The sequence below is a fragment of the Agromyces sp. NBRC 114283 genome (assembly GCF_030268405.1).
Classification (GTDB): Bacteria; Actinomycetota; Actinomycetes; order Actinomycetales; family Microbacteriaceae; genus Agromyces; species Agromyces mediolanus.
In genome coordinates this window covers 2,221,209-2,239,679 of sequence record NZ_BSQP01000001.1, presented here as the reverse complement: position 1 = coordinate 2,239,679, position 18,471 = coordinate 2,221,209, and the positions used below count along the sequence as shown (strand labels likewise).

At 72.7% G+C, this 18,471-nt stretch carries 18 protein-coding genes; 5 read left to right on the top strand and 13 right to left on the bottom strand.

Annotated features, from left to right (window positions below):
- Nucleotides 1-99 precede the first annotated feature (99 nt).
- Nucleotides 100-1,440, top strand: a complete 1,341-nt coding sequence (locus QSJ60_RS10830; protein ID WP_285463610.1) for an MFS transporter — start codon at nt 100-102, stop codon at nt 1,438-1,440.
- A gap of 127 nt (nt 1,441-1,567) precedes the next feature.
- Nucleotides 1,568-2,926: an 8-oxoguanine deaminase gene (locus tag QSJ60_RS10825; RefSeq protein WP_285463609.1), complete on the top strand. Its 1,359-nt coding sequence runs from the start codon at nt 1,568-1,570 to the stop codon at nt 2,924-2,926.
- 64 nt (nt 2,927-2,990) lie between these two features.
- Here QSJ60_RS10825 and nusB read toward each other — a convergent pair whose 3' ends face one another.
- From nusB to QSJ60_RS10760, 13 genes are all read right to left on the bottom strand, one after another.
- Nucleotides 2,991-3,404 carry a transcription antitermination factor NusB gene (gene nusB / locus QSJ60_RS10820; RefSeq protein ID WP_285463608.1) on the bottom strand — a complete coding sequence of 138 codons (414 nt, stop codon included), beginning with the start codon at nt 3,402-3,404 and terminating at the stop codon, nt 2,991-2,993.
- Nucleotides 3,404-3,967 carry an elongation factor P gene (gene efp, locus QSJ60_RS10815; protein ID WP_230763382.1) on the bottom strand — a complete coding sequence of 188 codons (564 nt, stop codon included), beginning with the start codon at nt 3,965-3,967 and terminating at the stop codon, nt 3,404-3,406. Before efp ends, nusB begins: the two co-directional genes overlap by 1 nt.
- A 74-nt stretch (nt 3,968-4,041) precedes the next feature.
- The gene (gene aroQ / locus QSJ60_RS10810) at nt 4,042-4,479 is read right to left on the bottom strand and encodes a type II 3-dehydroquinate dehydratase (RefSeq protein ID WP_230763380.1); all 438 of its coding nucleotides are present in this window, start codon (nt 4,477-4,479) and stop codon (nt 4,042-4,044) included.
- A 34-nt stretch (nt 4,480-4,513) separates the two neighbouring features.
- Complete coding sequence (aroB, locus tag QSJ60_RS10805; RefSeq protein WP_285463607.1) at nt 4,514-5,608, bottom strand: 3-dehydroquinate synthase; 1,095 nt, start codon at nt 5,606-5,608, stop codon at nt 4,514-4,516.
- A complete protein-coding gene (locus QSJ60_RS10800; RefSeq protein WP_230763378.1) occupies nt 5,605-6,138 on the bottom strand; it encodes a shikimate kinase in 534 nt (177 codons plus the stop codon). Before QSJ60_RS10800 ends, aroB begins: the two co-directional genes overlap by 4 nt.
- Nucleotides 6,135-7,364, bottom strand: a complete 1,230-nt coding sequence (aroC, locus tag QSJ60_RS10795) for a chorismate synthase (RefSeq protein ID WP_285463606.1) — start codon at nt 7,362-7,364, stop codon at nt 6,135-6,137. Before aroC ends, QSJ60_RS10800 begins: the two co-directional genes overlap by 4 nt.
- An 84-nt stretch (nt 7,365-7,448) precedes the next feature.
- Nucleotides 7,449-8,297: a shikimate dehydrogenase gene (locus QSJ60_RS10790; protein ID WP_285463605.1), complete on the bottom strand. Its 849-nt coding sequence runs from the start codon at nt 8,295-8,297 to the stop codon at nt 7,449-7,451.
- The gene (gene mltG / locus QSJ60_RS10785) at nt 8,294-9,733 is read right to left on the bottom strand and encodes an endolytic transglycosylase MltG (RefSeq protein WP_285463604.1); all 1,440 of its coding nucleotides are present in this window, start codon (nt 9,731-9,733) and stop codon (nt 8,294-8,296) included. Before mltG ends, QSJ60_RS10790 begins: the two co-directional genes overlap by 4 nt.
- Complete coding sequence (ruvX, locus tag QSJ60_RS10780) at nt 9,730-10,209, bottom strand: Holliday junction resolvase RuvX (RefSeq protein WP_285463603.1); 480 nt, start codon at nt 10,207-10,209, stop codon at nt 9,730-9,732. The genes mltG and ruvX overlap by 4 nt, the downstream gene beginning before the upstream one ends.
- 1 nt (nt 10,210) lies before the next feature.
- Nucleotides 10,211-12,868, bottom strand: coding sequence for an alanine--tRNA ligase (gene alaS / locus QSJ60_RS10775; RefSeq protein ID WP_285463602.1), 2,658 nt, complete (start codon nt 12,866-12,868; stop codon nt 10,211-10,213).
- A 69-nt stretch (nt 12,869-12,937) separates the two neighbouring features.
- Nucleotides 12,938-13,132 (bottom strand): hypothetical protein, encoded by a 195-nt coding sequence (locus QSJ60_RS10770; RefSeq protein WP_189084896.1) that lies wholly within the window; start codon nt 13,130-13,132, stop codon nt 12,938-12,940.
- Between the two features lie 147 nt (nt 13,133-13,279).
- Nucleotides 13,280-13,903 (bottom strand): 30S ribosomal protein S4, encoded by a 624-nt coding sequence (gene rpsD, locus QSJ60_RS10765; protein ID WP_189084895.1) that lies wholly within the window; start codon nt 13,901-13,903, stop codon nt 13,280-13,282.
- Between the two features lie 180 nt (nt 13,904-14,083).
- The gene (locus tag QSJ60_RS10760; protein WP_285463601.1) at nt 14,084-15,592 is read right to left on the bottom strand and encodes a replication-associated recombination protein A; all 1,509 of its coding nucleotides are present in this window, start codon (nt 15,590-15,592) and stop codon (nt 14,084-14,086) included.
- A 113-nt stretch (nt 15,593-15,705) separates the two neighbouring features.
- Here QSJ60_RS10760 and QSJ60_RS10755 point away from each other — a divergent pair, with 113 nt between their 5' ends.
- The 3 genes from QSJ60_RS10755 to QSJ60_RS10745 all read left to right on the top strand — a co-directional run bounded on the left by QSJ60_RS10755 (nt 15,706) and on the right by QSJ60_RS10745 (nt 18,470).
- Nucleotides 15,706-16,479: a peptidylprolyl isomerase gene (locus QSJ60_RS10755; RefSeq protein WP_230763365.1), complete on the top strand. Its 774-nt coding sequence runs from the start codon at nt 15,706-15,708 to the stop codon at nt 16,477-16,479.
- Between the two features lie 120 nt (nt 16,480-16,599).
- Nucleotides 16,600-17,832, top strand: a complete 1,233-nt coding sequence (locus QSJ60_RS10750) for a DUF349 domain-containing protein (RefSeq protein WP_285463600.1) — start codon at nt 16,600-16,602, stop codon at nt 17,830-17,832.
- A gap of 95 nt (nt 17,833-17,927) precedes the next feature.
- Nucleotides 17,928-18,470 (top strand): type IV toxin-antitoxin system AbiEi family antitoxin, encoded by a 543-nt coding sequence (locus tag QSJ60_RS10745; RefSeq protein ID WP_285463599.1) that lies wholly within the window; start codon nt 17,928-17,930, stop codon nt 18,468-18,470.
- The last annotated feature ends 1 nt before the right edge of the window (nt 18,471 follow it).

Genomic DNA, 18,471 nt, shown 5'->3' with positions numbered 1-18,471 from the left:
CCTCCCTTCTCCGCCTCACAGGACGGCCTTAAAGGTTGCCAAACTCCGTCGAGTTTAGCAGCGCGCCCGGTCCTGTTTCACCGTGCGTACGATGCTCAGGTGACTTCTCCCCCGCCGCGGCGATCGCACTTCGTCGATCTCGCGCCGCTGCGGGAGTCCCCGGCGTTCGCCCGGCTCTGGATCGGCGGCACGATCGCGGGCATCGGCGCGCAGCTCACGGTGCTCGCGGTCGGCCTCCAGCTCTACGAACTCACGCGCTCGACGCTGGCGGTGGGCCTGGTCGGCGGCATCGCGCTGCTGCCGATGCTCGTGGCCGGGCTCTGGGGCGGCGTCCTCGCCGACGCCCTCGACCGCCGGCGCCTGCTCATCGCGAGCGCGAGCACCACCTGGGCGGCCACCGCCGCGCTCGTCGCCGTCTCGGCCGTCAGCGCGGCCGAGCACGAGGCCGGCCGCGCGGTCGCGCTCTGGCCCTTCTACGCGCTCACCACCGTGATCTCGGTGTGCGCGACGGTCACCGGCGCCACCCGGACGGCGGTGACCCCGAGGCTGCTCGCCCCGGCCCTCGTGTCCCGGGCCGCCGCACTCAGCGGGATCGGGATCGGTGTGCAACTCACGCTCGGCCCCGCGCTCGGCGGCCTGCTCGTCGCCTCCATCGGCTACCCCCTCACCTTCACCGTGGACCTCGTGCTGTTCAGCGCGGGCTTCCTCGGCATCCTCACGCTGCCCGCCGTGCCGCCGAGCCCGGTCGAGGCGGGGGCCGCTCGACGCAGGGGCTTCGCCGCCCTCGCGGACGGCTTCCGATTCCTGCGCGGCGCGCCGAACATCCGCGCCGGGTTCCTGATCGACCTCGCCGCCATGACCTTCGGCCGCCCGTATGCGCTTCTCCCGGCCGTCGGCGCGGTCGCGATCGGCGGCGGGGCGGCGACCGCCGGCGCCCTCACCGCCGCGTTCGCCGTCGGCACCTTCCTCACCAGCCTGCTGAGCGGGCGGGTGATGCACGTGCGCCGCTACGGCCTCGCGATCGGCCGCTCGGTCATCGCCTACGGCGCGTGCATCGCCGGCTTCGGCGCGGTGATCGCCATCGCGCTCGCCGGGCGGTCACCGAGCGGGGACACCGCACTGAGCCTGCCGGCGCTGCTCGTGGCCGCCGTCCTCCTCGCCGGCGCGGGGGCCGCCGACGAGGTGAGCGCGATCTTCCGCAGCACGATGCTGATGACCGCGGTGCCCGACGAGCTGCAGGGGCGGATGCAGGGGGTGTTCCAGGTCGTCGTCACGGGCGGTCCGCGCCTCGGGGACCTCTGGGTCGGCATCCTCGCGACCGCCGTCGCGCTCTGGTTCCCGCCCCTGTTCGGCGGGCTGCTCGTCGTCGCGGCGGCCGTCGCGATCCTCCGCCTCCAGCGCGGCTTCCGGGAGTACGACGCGCGCACGCCCATGCCCTGAGCGGAAGGCTCCGATCGTGAGGCGTTGACGCAGCATCCGCCGCGCCCATAGTCTGGCGCGACCTGGATCAGCAGACAGGTCAACACTGAGCTGGCACCACTCCTCCACCATCGAAGGGATGCCGCTCATGGCACGAGTCTGGATCAAGAACCCCGCCGCCGTCTTCACGGCCGCCGATCACGCCCCCGGCGCCGCCGACGGCGGCATCGTCGTCGAGGGCGGCCGCATCGTCGAACTCCTCCGCGCCGGCGCCGCCCCGTCGAGGCCGGTCGAGGAGGTCTTCGACGCGGCAAACCACGTCGTGCTCCCGGGGCTCATCAACACCCATCACCACTTCTTCCAGACGCTCACCCGGGCCTGGGCGCCCGTCGCCGACGCGAAGCTCTTCCCTTGGCTGCAGGGCCTCTACCCGGTCTGGGCGCGGCTCACGCCGGAGAGCCTCGAGCTCGCCGTGACCGTCGCGCTCGCCGAGCTCCTGCTCTCCGGCTGCACGACCGCGGCCGACCACCACTATGTCTTCCCCGAGGGCCTCGACGAGGCGATCGACCTCGAGGTGGAGTCCGTGCGGCGCCTCGGCATGCGGGCGACGCTCACGCGCGGCTCGATGACGCTCGGCCAGCGCGACGGCGGGCTGCCGCCGCAGAGCGTCGTGCAGGACGGCGACGTCATCCTCGCCGACTCGGAGCGTCTCATCGACCGGTACCACTCCACCGCGCCCGGCGCCGATATCCACATCGCGCTCGCGCCATGCTCGCCGTTCTCGGTGACGCGGGAGATCATGTCGGAGAGCGCCGAGCTCGCCGCGCGCCGCGGGGTGCGGCTGCACACCCACCTCGCCGAGACCCTCGACGAGGAGGAGTTCTGCCGGGAGCGCTTCGGCCTGCGCACCGTCGACTACCTCGAGAGCGTCGGCTGGCTGGGCCCGCAGAGCTGGCTCGGTCACGGCATCCACTTCGACGAGCAGGAGATCGCCCGCCTCGGCGCGGCGGGCACCGGGGTCGCGCACTGCCCGACCTCGAACATGCGGCTCGCCTCGGGCATCGCGCGCGCGATCGAGCTGGAGGATGCCGGCGTCCCCGTCGGCCTCGGCGTGGACGGCTCCGCTTCGAACGACTCCTCGAACCTCATCCAGGAGGTGCGTCAGGCGCTCTACCTCCAGCGCCTCCGCTACGGCGCCGACGTGCCCGTCACCCGGGCGCTCGGCTGGGCGACCCTGGGTTCAGCGCGGGCGCTCGGCCGTGACGGCGAGCTCGGGTCGATCGAGCTCGGCAAGCAGGCCGACCTCGCGCTGTTCACCCTGGACGAGCTGCGCTTCTCGGGCAGCCACGACCCGATCGCGGCGCTCGTGCTCTGCGGGGCGGACCGCGCCGATCGCGTCATGGTGGGCGGCGAATGGCGGGTCGTCGACGGCCGCATCCCGGGGCTCGACCTCGACGGGCTGATCTCGGCGCACTCGAAGGCCGCCCGCCGCCTCGTGCTCGGCTGAACGCCGGACGGCGGGCCGCCAGGGCGGCCCGCCGTCGCGGGTGGAGCGTGTGAAACGCGGTGCGTCAGGCCCTCGCGTGCGCGACCGCGGCGAGCAGTCCGTTCACGAAACCGGCCGAGTCGTCGGTCGACAGCACGGTCGCCGCCTCGACGGCCTCGGCGATCGCGACCGCGTCGGGCACCTCGTCGTTGTAGACGATCTCCCAGACGCCGATGCGCAGCAGCGCACGGTCGACCGCGGGCATGCGCTCGAGCGTCCAGCCGCGCGAGTGCGTCGTGATGAGCTCGTCGATCTCGGCCCGGTGGTCGACGATGCCGTCGACGATCTCGCGGGCGTACAGCCACGACGCCTGGCGCTCCGGTTCGCCGGCGGCCTTCTCGGCCTCGACGACGAGCAGCTGCTCGACCGGCATCCCCCGCATCTCCGCGGCGTAGAGCAGATCGAGCGCGCGCTTGCGAGCCTTGGTCCGTGCGCTCACTAGTCGTTCACGCGGCCGAGGTAGTCGCCCGTGCGGGTGTCGACCTTGACCTTGGTGCCGGTCTCGAGGAACAGCGGCACCTGGATCTCGTAGCCGGTCTCGACGGTGGCGGGCTTGGTGCCGCCGGTCGAGCGGTCGCCCTGCAGGCCCGGCTCGGTGTAGGTGATCTCGAGCACGACCGAGGCGGGGAGGTCGACGTACAGCGGGTTGCCGTTGTTCAGGGCGATGGTGACGGCCTGGTTCTCGAGCATGAAGTTCGCGGCGTCGCCGACGGTCGCCGCGGGGACGGTGAGCTGGTCGTAGTCGACCGCGTCCATGAAGACGAAGCCGTCGCCGTCGTTGTAGAGGTACGTGAAGTCGCGGCGGTCGACGTTCTCGATGTCGACCTTCGCGCCCGCGTTGTAGGTGCGGTCGACGGTCTTGCCCGTGACGACGTTCTTCAGCTTGGTGCGGACGAACGCGCCGCCCTTGCCGGGCTTGACGTGCTGGAACTCGATCACGCTCCAGAGCTGGCCGTCGATGCTGAGGACGACGCCGTTCTTGATGTCTGCGGTCGATGCCATGCGCGTGGATTCCGTTCCGTTTCGGTGAAGTCGTTCGGCCGCAGGCGGTGGCGCACGCGGGCCGACGAACGATTCTAGACGATGCGCAGCAGCTGCTGCACGGCGAGGCGATAGGAGTCGCTGCCGAAGCCGGCGATGACGCCCGTCGCGACCGCCGAGATGACGCTCGTGTGCCGGAAGCGCTCGCGGGTGTGGGGGTTCGAGAGGTGGACCTCGATGAGCGGCACGCCCGCCTGCTTCAGCAGGGCGGCGGCATCGCGGAGCCCGTAGCTGTAGTGCGTGAACGCGGCCGGGTTCAGGACGACGGGCGTGCGCCGGTCGACCGCCTCGTGGATCCAGCGGATGAGCTCGCCCTCGTCGTCGGTCTGCCGCAGCTCGAGCTCGACTCCTTCAGGCAGCTCGCCGCGCAGCGATGCCTCGATGTCGGCGAGCGTCTCGCTGCCGTACACCTCCGGTTCGCGGGTGCCGAGGCGGCCGAGGTTCGGCCCGTTCAGCACGAGGATCGTCGTCATGCGCTCAGCCTAGCGGCGGCCCGGATGGCTCGGCTCACGAGCCGATCTCCTGGTATGCCGCGAAGAGCATCGACTGATCGGGCGCCTGCATCACGGTCGGCTTCGCGAGGTCGTCGAGCACGATGAAGCGCAGCTGTCCGCCGCGCGACTTCTTGTCGCGCTGCATGGTGGCGAGCAGCGTGTTCCACCGGCCCGCCGGGTAGCTCGTCGGCAGGCTCAGCAGCTCGAGCACGCGCCGGTGCCGGTCGGCGACCTCGTCGGACAGGCGGCCGGAGAGGCGGCCGAGCTCCGCGGCGAACATCATGCCGACCGCGACGGCGGCGCCGTGCCGCCACTGGTACCGCTCGGCGTGCTCGACCGCGTGCCCGAGCGTGTGGCCGTAGTTCAGGATCTCGCGGAGGCCTGCCTCCTTGAAGTCCTCGGTCACGACGTCGGCCTTCATCCGGATCGCGAGCTCGACGACGCGGCGGAACTCGGGCGTCGCGGGATCAGTGGCGCGCTCGTGGTCGGCCTCGATGGTGTCGAGGATCTCCGGGTAGCGGATGAACCCGGCCTTCACGATCTCGGCGAAGCCGGCGAGGATCTCGTTCTTCGGCAGCGTGTCGAGCAGGTCGAGGTCGCAGATGACCTCGGCGGGCGCATGGAAGACGCCGACGAGGTTCTTGCCCTCGTTCGTGTTGATCCCGGTCTTCCCGCCGACGGCGGCGTCGACCATGCCGAGCACGGTCGTCGGCACCTGCACCACGCGGACCCCGCGCAGCCAGGTCGCCGCGACGAAGCCCGCCAGGTCGGTGACGGCTCCCCCGCCCATGCCGACGACGGCGTCGCTGCGCGTGAAGTCGGCCTGGCCGAGGATCTGCCAGCAGAACGCGGCGACCTCGACCCGCTTGCCGGCCTCCGCGTCGGGGATCTCCGCGAGGATGACCTCGAAGCGGTCGGTGAGCGACTCGCGGAGCTCGGCGGCCCGGGCGCCGAGCGTCGCCGGATGCACGAGGAGCACTTTGCGCACGGCCGGCCCGAGCGCGTCGCCGATGCGCGCGACCACGCCGCGGCCCACCACGACGTCGTAGCCCTCGTCGCCGCCGACCCGGATCACGGTCGGCTCGGCCTGCGGCTCGACTGCGGTCATGCTGTTCCTCCGAAGCGCTCGGTGATGTCGGTGACGATCCGCGCGACCGAGCGGCGCGAGGTGTCGATGGCGAGGTCGGCGAGGGAGGCGTAGATGGGCGCCCGCTCGTCGCGGATGCGGGTCCAGGCGTCGATCCCGCCCTGGGCGATCAGCGGGCGCGCGCTGCCGGCCAGGCGAGGCGCCACCGCGGCGGCGCTCACCTGCAGCCACACGACGGGCAGCTCCGCGAGGTCGATGCGCGTCGCCGGATGCAGCACGGCTCCCCCGCCCAGCGAGACCACCGCCTCCTCGGCGAGGGCCTCGGCGACGATCTCGCGCTCGACGATGCGGAAGTACTCCTCGCCCTCGCGGGCGAAGATCTCCTCGATGGGTCCGTAGCGCTCGACGATGCGGGCGTCGGTGTCCACGAACGGCGCAGCGATCTCGGCGGCGAGCTTCTGGCCCACCCGGGACTTGCCCGCCCCCATCGGCCCGATCAGCACCAGCGGCAGCACGGGCGCGCCGGGCGCCGCGGCGCCCGCCGCCGTCATCCCACCGCGCCGGCCGCGAGCCCGGCGCCGCCGTCCGCCCCGGCGCTGGTGAGCGCCTCGGGGATCGCGGCGAGGTACGCCTCGAGGTTCCGGCGGGTCTCGGCGAGCGAGTCGCCGCCGAACTTCTCGAGCACGGAGTTCGCGAGCACGAGGGCGACCATCGCCTCGGCGACGACGCCCGCCGCGGGCACGGCGCAGACGTCGGAGCGCTGGTGGTGCGCGGGAGCCGGCTCGCCCGTCGCGACGTCGACCGTCGGCAGCGCGTGCGGGACGGTGGCGATGGGCTTCATGCCCGCCCGGACCCGCAGCACGGTGCCGGTGGACATGCCGCCCTCGGTGCCGCCGGCGCGGTCGCTCGCGCGGACGATGCGACCGCGGTCGAGGTGCAGCTCGTCGTGCGCCTCGGAGCCGCGGCGGCGGGTCGTCTCGAAGCCGTCGCCGACCTCGACGCCCTTGATCGCCTGGATGCCCATGAGCGCGGCGGCGAGCTGCCCGTCGAGGCGGCGGTCCCAGTGCACGTGCGAGCCGAGCCCCGGGGGGACGCCGTAGGCGAGCACCTCGACGACGCCGCCGAGCGTGTCGCCGGACTTGTGGGCGTCGTCGACCTCGGCCACCATACGTGCCGAGGTCTCGGCGTCGAAGCAGCGCAGCGGGTCGGCGTCCACCGCCGCGAGATCGGCGGGCACCGGCAGGGCGGCCCCCTCCGGCACGCGCACCGGCCCGATCGACAGGGTGTGCGCGATGGTGCGGATGCCGAGCTCCGCGAGGAAGGACTTCGCCACGGCGCCGAGCGCGACCCGGGCCGCGGTCTCGCGGGCGCTCGCGCGCTCGAGCACCGGGCGGGCCTCGTCGAAGCCGTACTTCTGCATGCCGACGAGGTCGGCGTGGCCCGGCCGCGGCCGGGTCAGTGGCGCACCGCGGCCACGACCGAGTCGGTCCTGATCGATCGGCTCGGGGCTCATGACCTCCTGCCACTTCGGCCACTCGGTGTTGCCGACGCGGAGGGCGATCGGGCTGCCGAGGCTCAGGCCATGGCGCACCCCGCCCGAGATGGCGAGCTCGTCCTGCTCGAACTTCATGCGCGCGCCGCGGCCGTAGCCGAGCTTGCGCCGTGCGAGGTCCTCTCGGACCTGATCGAGCGAGACGGGGATGCCGGCGGGGAGGCCCTCGAGGATCGCGACGAGTTCGGGGCCGTGCGACTCACCGGCAGTGAGCCAACGAAGCATGGCTCTATCCTTCCACAGCGGAGGGCGCGCGCCCTCCGCGTGACGCCGCGGCGGCGCGCGTCGGACGGCGACGCGGCGGATGCCTCAGGCGATCGCCGACCGCATCGCCGCGAGCACCTCGGCCTCGCCGGGCAGCGGCAGCTCGGGGTCGCCGTTCGCGAACACCCGCACCTGGAGCAGCGCCTGATGCAGGAGCATGCCGAGCCCGTGCACGACGGTGCCGCCGCCGTCGAGCCAGGCCGCCGCGAGCGGGCTCGGCCACGGGTCGTAGGCGACCTCGAGCAGCGCGGCCCCCTCGATGAGCGCGGCGCTCGGCCGCACACCGAGCTCGGTGCCGCCGGGCACTGTCGCCACGACGAGGTCGAGTCCTCCGGCACCGGACAGCTGGTCGAGTCGCCGCACGACGATCCGGAGCCCGAGCGAGCCGGCGAGCGGTTCGAGCGCCGCCGCGCGCGCCGGGGTGCGCACGAAGACCTCGACCTCGCTCGCCCCGAGCTCCGCGATCGCGGCGATCGCGGACGCGGCCGTCGCTCCCCCGCCGACGACGCCGGCGCGAGCCGACGCGGTCACCCCGGCATCCGCGAGCGCACCGACGATGCCCCCGACGTCGGTGTTGAAGCCGAGACGGCGTCGGCCGTCGAAGCGCAGGGTGTTCGCGGCGCCCGTGAGCCGGGCACGGCGGTCGAGCTCGTCGACGAGCGGGAGCACTTCCTGCTTCAAGGGCATCGTGAGCGAGAGCCCGCGCCACGAGGCATCCCGCGAGCCCACGAACTCGGCCAGGCCGGCCGACGCCACCTCGACGGCCTCGTACTGCCAGTCGAAGCCGAGCGCCGCGTAGGCGGCGCGGTGCAGGGCCGGAGACTTCGAGTGCGCGATCGGCGAGCCGAGCACGGCGAGCCGGTGCGCGGCGGGGCCGCCGACGCCGTCGCTCACTGGTACTCCGGGTGCTCGTCCATCCAGGCCAACCACTTCGCGACGGCCGCATCGTGCTCTTCGACGGTCGTGGAGAAGATGGTCTCACCCGTGTCGAGGTTCCACGTCACGAAGAAGAGCCAGGTGCCGTCGGCGGGGTGCAGCGCGGCGTCGATCGCGAGGTCGCCCGGGTTGGAGATCGGCCCGACGGGGAGTCCGGGGTGCACGTAGGTGTTGTACGGGTTGCCGGCGTCGGCGCGCTCGGCGTCCGTGGTGCTGACGCGGTGGGTGTTCCCGGTGCCGTACGCGACCGTCGCGTCGGACTGCAGGAGTCCCGACTCCCACTGGGCCGGGTCCAGGCGGTTCTGGAACACGCGGGAGACCTTGTAGTAGTCGTCCCGGAGCCCGGCCTCGCGCTGGATGAGGGAGGCGAGCACGATCGTGCGCCACCGGTCGGCGGGGGCGACCCCGGCGTCGTCGAGGGCCTGGAACTGCCGGTCGACGAGCGTCTGCAGCACACCGCGGGCGTCGAGCGCCGGGTCGACGGTGTAGGTCGCCGGGAAGAGGAAGCCTTCGAGCGACTGCGCCTCGGCCGGTAATCCGTAGCTCTGCGGCGACTCGGCCGCCGCGGCCTGCATCTGCTCGAGCGGCACCCCCGCGCCCTCGGCGATGATCGACAGCGCATCGGCCGTGGCCGTGCCCTCCGGGATCACGAAGGTGTTCTCGAGCTTGTTCGCCGGGTCCTCGAGCGCCTCGAGCGCGGCTTTCGCGCTCATCTTCTCGGCGAGCCGGTACGCGCCGGGGTGGAACTCCGGTTCGGGCTCCTGCTGCAGCAGCAGCTCGTAGAAGGCCTCCGAGGACGCGACGACGCCCTCCTCGTAGAGATTCTCCGCGATGGAGGAGCCGGTGTCGCCCTCCAGGATCATGAAGGTGACCTCGCCCGAGCCCGTGCCCTCGTAGTCGGCCGCCGGCTGGAACCGCTCGATGACCGCGGAGATCGGGCCCTGCAGGAACAAGAACGCGCCGGCGCCGAGCGCCACGACGACGAGCAACGCGATCAAGCAGCCCCAGGCCCCGCGCCGCTTCGGCTTCGTCGGGGCGCCGGGGTCGTCGATGCCGGCGGCCGAGCGCCGCTCCGCCCGGCTCGGCCGCTGCGCCTCGCTGGGACCCGTCGTCGGGGCGGCCTCGAGCAGCGACTGACGCTCCTCCAGCTCCCGGCGCTCGCGCCGGGTGAGCGGGACCTCGTCGTCCGAGGCGAACGGATCGTTCGTCCGCGGTGCCACCGGGTGCTCGCGTAGCACGAACGGGTCATCGCCTCCCCCCTGGGACTCGCGCCCGGACGGGCCGCCCGCCCGGGCGTCGCGCCGCGGTCGGGACTCGTCGCCGGTGAGGATCGTGTCCCAGTCGAGACCGGTCGGCTCGCGCGCGGCGCGCTGCTCAGGGGGGAGCTGAGTCACAGGGGTGGTGGCCCTTCGTCGGTGCCGAGGGACTGCCCCGGCGGCTTGCCCGACGCGCGTTCGGCGTCGATGGCGTGTTGCAGAATGATAACGGCTGCGGCTTGGTCGATGATGGACCGCTGCTGCTTGGCGCGTTTCCCGCTCGCTCGGAGCGCCTGCTGCGCGGTCACCGTCGACATCCGCTCGTCCACCAGCCGTACCGCCGCACCGCCGCGCGCGAGCCGCTCGGCGAAGGCGACCGCGTCGTCGGTCGAGGGCGTCGCGCTGCCGGAGAGCGAGAGAGGATGCCCCACCACGACCTCGAACGCCCCGTACTCCTCGGCGAGCTCGAGGATGCGGCGGACGTCGGCGTCAGAGCCCTCCGCGGCGCGCGGCACCGTCTCGACCGGCACGGCGAGCATCGCCGACGGGTCGCAGCGGGCGACGCCGATGCGGGCCCGGCCCACATCGACGCCGAGGCGGACGCCGTCGCGCACGCTAGCGGCCGAGCTCGTCGCGCACCGCGGCGAGGGCCGCAGGGATCGCCGTGACGTCCGTGCCGCCCCCCTGCGCCAGGTCGGGCTTGCCGCCGCCGCCGCCGCCGAGCACACCGGCCATGCGCTTCGCGAGCGCACCGGCGTTCGCGCCGGACTCGCGGGCCGCCGGCGACGTCGCGACGATCGCGAGCGGCTTGCCGCCGACCTCGGCCGTCAGCGCGACCACCGAGGCGGCGTCGCCGAGCTGGGTGCGCACGGAGAGTGCGAGCGCACGGAGCTCGTCGCCGGAACCGAGGCCGCCGACGTGCTCGGCGACGAGGAGGACCTCACCCGTGCGCACCGCGGTCGCGGCCAGCGCGGGGACCCGCTCGTTCAGCGCCTTCGCCTCGTAGGCCTGAATCTTCTTCTCGGCCGCCTTCAGGTTCGCGACGAGCTCGCCGACCCGGTCGACGAGCTGCTCGGGACGAGTCTTCAGCGAGCTCGTGAGCTCGCCGACGAGCGCCCGCTCGGCCGCGAACTGCCGGAAGGCCTCGATGCCGACGAGCGACTCCACACGACGGTTCGTCGCACCGACCGAGGACTCCCCGATGAGGTTGATCATGCCGACCTCGGCGCTCGTGCGCACGTGCGTGCCGGCGCAGAGCTCGCGCGACCAGGGCCCGCCGATGTCGACCACCCGCACGACGTCGCCGTACTTCTCGCCGAAGAGCGCCATGGCGCCCAGCGCCTTCGCCTCGTCGAGGGGCAGCTCGCGGGTGACGACCTCGAGGTTGTCTCGGATCGCGGAGTTCGCGATCTCCTCGATCTCGGTGCGGGTCTCGGTGGAGAGCGCCGAGTTCCAGCCGAAGTCGAGGCGGAGGTAGCCGGCCTTGTTGAAGGAGCCGGACTGGTGCGCGTTCGGCCCGAGCACCTGCCGCAGCGCCGCGTGCACGAGGTGCGTGCCCGAGTGCGCCTGCGTCGCGCCGCGTCGGTAGTCCTCGTCGACGAGGCTCGTCGCGGTCTCGCCGACGCCGACCTCGCCGCGGACGACCCGCACGGTGTGGCTGATCAGGCCCTTGACGGGGCGCTGCACGTCGAGCACCTCGAGCTCGAAGCCGTCGCCGACGATGCGGCCGCGGTCGGGCGCCTGTCCGCCGGACTCCGCGTACAGCGCGGTCTCGGCGAGGATGACCTCGGCGGTCTGGCCCGCCGTGGCGCGCTGCACCGGCCGCCCGTCGACGAGGAGGCCGAGCACGCTCGACTCCGTCTGCAGCTCGGTGTAGCCGGTGAAGATCGTCTCGCCCTTGGCGCGGTAGTCGGCGTAGACCGAGAGGTCCGCGAGCACCCGCTTCTTCGACTTGGCGTCGGCCTTCGCGCGATCGCGCTGGTCCTTCATGAGGCGGTCGAACTCCCCGCGGTCGACGCGGAGCCCCGCCTCGTCGGCCATCTCGAGGGTGAGCTCGATCGGGAAGCCGTAAGTGTCGTGCAGGAGGAACGCGGTGTCGCCGGCGAGCTCGGCGGAGCCCTGCTCCTTCGTCTTCGTCACCGCGACGTCGAGGATCGACGTGCCCGAGGCGAGCGTGCGGAGGAAGGTGTCCTCCTCGCCGAGGGCGAGCTGCTCGAGGTGCGCGTAGTCGGTCGCCACCTCCGGATACGCCGACTTCATCGCGTCGCGCGAGGCCGCGAAGAGCTCGTGGAAGCTCGGCCCCTCGACGCCGAGCAGGCGCATCGCGCGGATCGAGCGGCGGAGCAGCCGCCGCAGGATGTACCCGCGGCCCTCGTTCGACGGGGTCACGCCGTCGCTCATGAGCATGAGCGAGGAGCGCACGTGGTCGGCGATGATGCGCATGCGCACGTCATCCTCGTGCGCGGCGCCGTAGCGCCGGCCGGAGAGCTCCGCGGCGCGGTCGAGCACCGGGCGCACCTGGTCGATCTCGTACATGTTCTCGACGCCCTGCTTGATGAACGCGACGCGCTCGAGGCCCATGCCGGTGTCGATGTTCTTCTTCGGCAGCGGGCCGGCGACGTCGAAGTCCACCTTGGAGCGCACCTCGCTCAGCAGCTCCTGCATGAACACGAGGTTCCAGATCTCGATGAACCGGCTGTCGTCGACCGCCGGGCCGCCGTCGCGGCCGTACTTCGGTCCGCGGTCGAAGAAGATCTCCGAGCTCGGACCGCCGGGGCCGGGCTGGCCGGTGTGCCAGTAGTTGTCCGCCTTGCCGAGCCGCTGGATGCGCTCGGCCGGAAGGCCGATCAGCTTCTGCCACAGCTCCGCCGCCTCGTCGTCGGTCTCGTAGACCGTCACCCAGAGGTCGCGCTCGTCGAAGCCGAGACCGCCGTCGGCCTCGGAGCGGGTGAGGAGCTCCCACGCGTAGGTGATCGCCCCCTCCTTGAAGTAGTCGCCGAACGACCAGTTGCCGAGCATCTGGAAGAACGTGCCGTGGCGCGCCGTCTTGCCGACCTCTTCGATGTCGTTCGTGCGGATGCACTTCTGCACGTCGACGGCGCGGGGATACGGAGCCGGAACGACGCCGGTCAGGTAGGGCACGAACGGCACCATGCCGGCGACCGTGAAGAGCAGGGTGGGGTCGTCGGAGACGAGCGAGGCCGAGGGGACGACGGTGTGCCCGCGCTCGGCGAAGTAGTCGATGTAGCGACGGCTGATCTCGGCAGTCTGCATGGTTCCGTTCCGGGTCGTTGCACCCCGCGACGGCGGGGTGAGAACTGTGCGCGCGAAAGGCGCGAGTGGTCAGCGCTCGTCGGTGCCGGCGGCGCGGAGCTCGGCGTCGCGCTCGTGGTAGCCCTCGGCGATGGCCTGGCCGAACGCCCTGGCCTTGGCGTCGACCGACTCGAAGAACTTGCGGCCCTCGGCCGTCTGGTTCACCTGGTGGGCCACGACGAATCCCGCCGCGATGCCCGCGACGAACCACAGCACGCTCTTCACCGATTGCTCCTCTGGTCGAACTCTGTTCGAGGGGCCGCGGCCCCTGACGCTTCCGTCCAGTCTAAGCGAGCCGAGGGCCCGCCCGCCGGGACGACGGAGGGGCCGCGGGCGAACCCGCGACCCCTCCGGCCTGCACGCGACGCTGGGTCAGCGCGCGGCGTAGTACTCGACGACGAGCTGCACGTCACAGGTGACGGGGACCTCGGCGCGCTTCGGGCGGCGCACGAGGGTCGCCTCCAGCTTGTCGATCTGGACCTCGAGGTAGCCCGGGGTCTTGGGCAGCACGTCCACGTGACCGCCGGCAGCGGCGACCTGGAACGGCTCGGTGCCCTCGGAGCGCTGCTTGACGCCGATGTGCTGACCCGGCTTCACGCGGAACGAGGGGCGGTCGACGATCTTGCCGTCGACGAGGATGTGGCGGTGCACCACGAACTGGCGAGCCTGCGCGATGGTGCGGGCGAAGCCGGCGCGCAGCACGAGGGCGTCGAGACGCATCTCGAGCAGCTCGACGAGGTTCTCACCGGTCTGGCCGTCGATGCGCTTCGCCTCGTTGTAGGCGATGCGGAGCTGCTTCTCGCGGATGCCGTACTGGGCGCGGAGGCGCTGCTTCTCGCGGAGACGGACGGCGTAGTCGCTGTCGGCCTTGCGCTTGGTGCGGCCGTGCTCGCCCGGGGCGTAGGGACGCTTCTCGAGGATGCGCGCGGCCTTCGGGGTCAGGGCGACGCCGAGCGCGCGCGAGAGGCGGGTCTTGCTACGTGCACGATTCGACACGAATGGTCCTTTCGGAGGTTCTGAAACGGGGTTCCGGCGCGCGACAACGCGCTGGAAAGCTCTAGTCAGAGGGATTCGCCATGGGCCGACCGGCTACAGGTCGCGCCACTTCGCCGTCGGAGATCGCGCAGCCGCACGCGAAAACCTGGCTTCAGGCCATCAGCAATCGTAGCACGGGGCTCAGTCCTCGCCGCGCACGATGCGCCGGAGCTTGGCGAGCCTCGCCGAGAGCTCGCGCTCGTGGCCGTGCTCCGTGGGCTCGTAGTACCGCGCCCCGCGCAGGGTGTCCGGGAGGTACTGCTGCGGCACCACGCCGATCTCCGCGTCGTGCGGGTAGCGGTAGCCCTTGCCGTGCCCGAGCCGCTTCGCCCCGGCGTAGTGGGCGTCGCGGAGGTGCTTCGGCACCCGGCCGGCCTTGCCGGCACGGACGTCGGCGATGGCCTGGTTGATGCCGAGGTACGAGGCGTTGGATTTCGGCGCGGTCGCGAGGTGCACGACGGCCTGCGCGAGCGGGATGCGCCCTTCCGGCATGCCGATGAGCGCGACCGCGTCGGCCGCGGCGACCGCGACGCCGAGGGCCGTCGGGTCGGCCATGCCGATGTCCTCCGAGGCGAGCACGATGATGCGCCGGGCGATGAACCGCGGGTCCTCGCCCGCTTCGATCATGCGCGCGAGGTAGTGCAGGGCGGCATCGACGTCGCTCCCCCGCACCGACTTGATGAAGGCGCTGATGACGTCGTAGTGCTCGTCGCCGTTGCGGTCGTAGCGGAGCAGTGCGCGGTCCACGGCGCGCGCGACCGTCTCGGCCGTGATGGTGGGCTTCGCCGGCGCGGGAGCGGATGCGGCGGGGTCGTCGGCGGCATCGTCGTCTGCGGAGTCGGCGTCGGCGGAGTCGTCGGCGCTCGAGCTCGACGCATCGCCCGAGGCATCCGCCTCCTCGGTGGAGGACGCGTCGGCGTCGGCGTCAGGCTCGGCCCCAGTCTCCGCCTCGGCCTGTGCGGCGGCGAACTCGCCGATCGCCGAGTTCGCCGCGGCCTCGAGCGCGGTGAGCGCGCGGCGCGCGTCGCCGGAGGCGAGGCGCACGATCGCCTCGCGCGCCTCCGGCTCGAGCACGAAGGCGTCGGCGAGCCCGCGCGGGTCGCTCGCGGCGCGATCGACGAGCGTGCCGAGGTCGTCGTCGCTCAACAGCTCGAGCGTCAGCAGCAGCGAGCGGGACAGCAGCGGCGAGATCACCGAGAAGGACGGATTCTCGGTGGTCGCGGCGACGAGGATCACCCAGCCGTTCTCGACGCCGGGCAGCAGCGCGTCCTGCTGGGCCTTCGTGAAGCGATGGATCTCGTCGAGGAACAGCACCGTGGAGAGCCCGTAGAGATCGCGGCTCGACTGCGCCTCCTCCATCACCTGGCGGACGTCGCGCACCCCGGCCGTGACCGCGGAGAGCTCGACGAAGCGTCGGCCGGAACTGCGGGCGATCGCCTGCGCCAGCGTCGTCTTGCCGGTGCCGGGCGGCCCCCAGAGGATCACCGAGACGGAGCCGCTCGTGCCCGCTCGGTCGCTCGCGAGCGCCACGAGGGGCGAGCCCGGGCTCAGCAGGTGCCGCTGACCGGCGACCTCGTCGAGGCTCGTCGGACGCATGCGCACCGCCAACGGGGTCGCGCCGGAGCGCAGCCCCGTACCGGTGTCCACCATGCCCTCCAGCGTAGCGACGCCCGCCGACACGGCGTCCCGCGGCGACGCGGTGATTGGCACGGTGCGGGGCGCTTGCGTAGAGTCGGCTCGCAGGAGTCCCGAGAAGGAGCAGCGTGGCATCGAACGACCGTCAGGCGCGCGAGGAGCGCGCGAGGCTTCGCACCTACCAGGCACGGCAAGAGGTGCACACGCGCAAGCAGCGCCGGCGGACCCGCGACAATGTGATCGCGGTGCTCGCACTCGTCGTGGTCCTCGTGCTCGCCACGGCCGCGCAGCTGTTCTACTTCAGCGGCGGCCCCGGCGCCCCCGAGGCGACGCCGAGCGACACCCCCGCGCCCACGGAGCCGGCCGGTGAGAACCAGGGCGACGTCCCCTCGGCCGACCTCGCCGAGGGGCGCACCTGGACGGGCACGCTCACCCTGAACGGCATCCCGCTCGGGGTCGAGCTCGACGGCGCGGCCGCGCCGCAGGCCGTCTCCTCCGAGATCAGCCTCGCGCAGTCGGGCTTCTACGACGGCGTCGGCTGCCACCGGCTCACCACGTCCGGCCTGTTCGTGCTGCAGTGCGGCGACCCGAACGGCGACGGCACCGGCGGCCCCGGCTACAACTACGGCCCGGTCGAGAACGCGCCCGCCGACGGCCTCTACCCGGCCGGGACGCTCGCGATGGCGCGGAGCACCTCGCAGTACTCGCAGGGCAGCCAGTTCTTCATCGTCTACGAGGACACGACGCTCCCCGGCGACACCGGCGGCTACACCGTGCTCGGCACCGTGACGAGCGGGCTCGACGAGCTGCGCGCCGCGGTGATCGACGCGGGGACGGCCGACGGCGGCGGGGACGGCGCGCCCGCCGTGCCGGTGACGATCGACTCCTTCACGCTGCAGTGACCGGCGCGGGCGCTCCCGAGCGCCTCCGCAAGACCGGCATCGCGCGCCGGAGGTGCAATAGGCTTGATGTCGCACCGCCGCCGTCAGGCGGCATCTACCGACCTACGACAGGGTGAGGCCGTGACCGAATCAGATCAGCAACCGTGGGGCCGCGTCGACGAGACGGGCACGGTCTTCGTTCGGACCGCCGACGGCGAACGGGCCGTGGGCGAGTACCCCGACGGCACCGCTGAGGAGGCCCTCGCCTACTTCGAGCGCAAGTACGCCGACCTGGCCGGCGCGGTCGGCCTCCTCGAGCAGCGCGTCCGCCGCGGCGCCCCCGCGGCCGACGTGGCCAAGGCGGTCGCCGCCCTGCAGGAATCCGTGGCCGACGCCCGGGCCGTGGGCGACCTCGACGCCCTCCGCAGGCGGCTCGACGCCCTCTCCGGCACCACCCAGGAGCTCAGCGAGCAGCAGCAGGCCGAGGCCAAGGCGCAGCTCGCCGAGGCCATCGCCGAGCGCACCGCGATCGCCGAGGCCGCAGAGGCGCTCGCCGCCCAGGACCCCGCGAAGACGCAGTGGAAGCAGACGTCCGCCGAGCTCGACGCCCTCTTCGCCAAGTGGCAGCAGCACCAGCAGAACGGCCCCCGCCTGCCCAAGAACGAGGCGAACGAACTCTGGAAGCGGTTCCGCACGGCCCGCTCGACCATCGAGTCGCACCGTAAGGCGTTCTTCGCCCAGCTCGACAGCGCCCACCGCGAGGTGCGGGCGCGCAAGCAGCAGCTCATCGAGCGCGCCGAGGCGCTCGCGCCGCGCGGCGCCGACGCCGTCGGCGACTACCGCGCCCTCCTCGACGACTGGAAGGCGGCCGGCCGCGCCGGCAAGAAGGTCGACGACGCGCTCTGGGCGAAGTTCAAGGCCGCGGGCGACGTGCTCTTCCATGCGAAGGCCGAGATCGACGCGCGCGACGACGCCGAGTACCGCGAGAACCTCGAGCAGAAGCTCGAGCTCATCACCGAGGCCGAGCAGCTCCTGAGCGAGAAGGACCCGAAGCGCGCCCGTCCGGCGCTGAATGCGATCCAGCTGCGCTGGGACGAGATCGGGCGGGTCCCCCGCGATCAGGTCCGGGTGATCGAGGATCGCCTGCGCAAGGTCGAGACGCACGTGCGTCAACTCGAGGACGAGCGCTGGCAGCGCGAGGACCCCGAGAAGAAGGCCCGTTCGGAAGGCATGCTCGGCCAGCTGCAGGACGCCATCGCGAAGCTCGAGTCCGAGCTCCGTGACGCCGAGGCCGCCGGCGACGCGAAGGCGATCGCCGCCGCGCGCGAGGCGCTCGAGGCTCGCCAGGCGTGGCTCAAGGCCGTCGGCGGCTGAGCACCGGTCCGCCGATCCGACCCTCGGCCGGGGCGTTCTCCACAGAACGCCCCGGCCGTCGCCGTTCTCGGCGCCTTCACGGGCAGACTCGCAGGATGCCCCGTCTGCCCGACGTCCTCGACACCACCGAGTTCTCACTGCCCGAGCTCTGCGCCGCTCGGCTCGACGGCGAGCTCGTGCCAGTGCTCGACCGGTGGATCGCGATCGATGCCCCCGACCTCCCCTCGGTGCGCGCACGAACCCTCGGCGGCGCACCCGACGGTCCCGCGATCGCCGGCTGGTCGGCTGCGTGGGTGCACGGCGCGACGCCGGTGCCGCCGTCCATCGCCGAGTTCTGCGTCCCGCACGGGGCGCGCGTCGCCCGCTCCCGCGATCCGCGGCGGCTCATCCGCGAGGTGACGATCGCCACGGAGGACCTCACGATCGCGGGTGGATGCCGCTGCACCTCCGTCGAGCGCACGGCCTTCGACCTCGCGCGCGATCCCGGCTACGACGATCGGCGGCTCGCTCCGGTGCTCGCGAATCTCCTCGGTGCAGATCCCGGGTTGCCGGCACGCATCCGCGAGCGCTTCGCCCCCGAGCGACGCGTGCCGCACCGTCGGCTCGCCCTCGCCCGGCTCAGCGGGCTGAACGCCTGAG